This is a genomic window from Actinomycetospora sp., assembly GCF_055612215.1.
The window spans coordinates 1-1,828 of sequence record NZ_JBVPVA010000225.1; the positions used below are offsets into that span (position 1 = coordinate 1).

Annotated in this window: 2 protein-coding genes; one reads left to right on the forward strand and one right to left on the reverse strand. The window is 71.9% G+C overall.

Annotated elements, in window-relative coordinates:
* Window positions 1-382 precede the first annotated feature (382 nt).
* Window positions 383-1,615: an IS110 family RNA-guided transposase gene (locus AC0CYZ_RS06275; protein WP_472213404.1), complete on the forward strand. Its 1,233-nt coding sequence runs from the start codon at window positions 383-385 to the stop codon at window positions 1,613-1,615.
* A 21-nt stretch (window positions 1,616-1,636) separates the two neighbouring features.
* On the opposite strand, the gene AC0CYZ_RS06280 is transcribed toward AC0CYZ_RS06275, so the two are convergent.
* A partial coding sequence (locus AC0CYZ_RS06280) for a hypothetical protein (RefSeq protein WP_472213405.1) occupies window positions 1,637-1,828 on the reverse strand: 192 nt, incomplete at its 5' end.

Here is a 1,828-nt window from a genome sequence, read left to right on the forward strand (position 1 = left end):
GCCCGAGCCGCTGCCAAGGTCGTCCTGGTCGAGCAGAGCGACAACCGTCGTACCCCCCGCGCCCACCGCTGGTCGGCGCCAGACGACGGCACGGCCCGGAGCCCGCGGACGATACGGCGGTCCCCGACGACATCGCACCTAATGGGGCTGCACCCGGCTGGTTGGTGGTTGGCTGGGTGTCCGAGCCGCCAGCGGGGTGAGCACTGTGCGCACCAGGCCTTGAAGGTCTACGGCTAGATCGTGCCCCTCGTTGGTGGGTGAGGAGTTCGTAGGGCTGGTGGGATGTCGTGCCCGGCCGCCGCGGCCGTGAGCACTGATCCATTAGGTCGCACCCGTTCTCCTCCAAGGCTCGCCGAGTGCCGGTCGAGGAGAGGGAGAGCTGGTGCTGTTCGTCGGAGACGACTGGGCCGAGGACCACCACGACATCGAGATCCTCGATGAGACCGGTCGGCGGCTGGTCCGTCGACGCCTGCCTGAGGGCGCGGCGGGGATCGCGGGGCTGCACGCGCTGATCGCTGATCACCTCGATGACGACGACGAGCCCGGCGAGGTCGTGGTCGGGATCGAGACCGACCGCGGCCCGTGGGTGCAGGCCCTGCTCGCCGCCGGCTACCTCGTGTACGCGATCAACCCGTTGCAGGCGGCGCGCTACCGGGAACGTCACGGCAGCTCGGGGGCCAAGAGCGACCCCGGCGATGCTCATGTGCTCGCTGAGCTGGTGCGCCTGGACCGCGAGCACCACCGCCCGGTCGCGGGAGACTCGGCGATCGCTGAGCACGTCAAGGTCGTCGCCCGGGCGCACCAGTCGATGATCTGGTCGCGGCAGCGTCAGACCAGCACGCTGCGCTCGATGCTGCGCGAGTACTACCCCGCCGCGCTGGCCGCTTTCGATGACCTGGCCGGACGCGACGCACTGGCCGTGCTCGCGCTGGCCCCGACCCCGGCCGAGGGTCGGCGGCTGCGGGTCGCGCGGGTGGCCAAGGCGCTGCGCGGCGCCGGGCGCCAGCGCGGCGCCGACACCGTCGCCGCGCGGGTGGTCGAGGTGTTGCGCTCTGAGCAGCTCGAGGCCCACCCCGGGGTCGTCGGCGCCTACGCCGCGTCGGTGAAGGCCCTGGTCGCGGTCATCGGCGAGCTCGCTCGCCAGTGCGAGGTCCTCCAGGGCGAGGTGGCCGCGGGTTTTGGCCGGCACCCGGACGCTGAGATCTACCTGTCCCAGCCGGGGCTGGGACAGGTGCTCGGCGCCCGGGTGCTCGCCGAGTTCGGTGACGATCCGGACCGCTACGCCGACGCCAGGGCCCGTAAGAACTACTCCGGGATGGCGCCGGTCACCCGCGCCTCGGGCAAGACCCGGGTCGTGCTGGCCCGCCATGCCCGCAACCGAAGACTGGCCGACGCGCTCTACCTGCAGGCCTTCGCCGCGTTGACCACCTCACCCGGAGCCCGGGCCTACTACGACGCTCACCGCGACCGCGGCAACACCCACCACCAAGCCCTCCGCGCGCTGGCGAACCGCCTCGTCGGCATCCTGCACGGCTGCCTACGCCACCAACGGCTCTACGACGAGAACACCGCCTGGCCACCCGCCGCCGACCACACCAACCCAGCCGCAGCTTGACCGCTTACAGCCGTGGGATGTCTAGGTGCCGGCGACGTAGAGCTGCCGCACCTGCGCCGCGCTGAGCGCCAAGGAGTAGACCGCCGCGTAGCCGAGGCTGCCGGTCCAGTAACTGGTGGTCGGGGACGAGGTCCAGCCGCCGGTGCTGTCCCAGCCCACCCGCCAGTAGCCGGTGTTCGAGGTGCCGCCCTCGGCGGTGGTGATCGTGGGGTC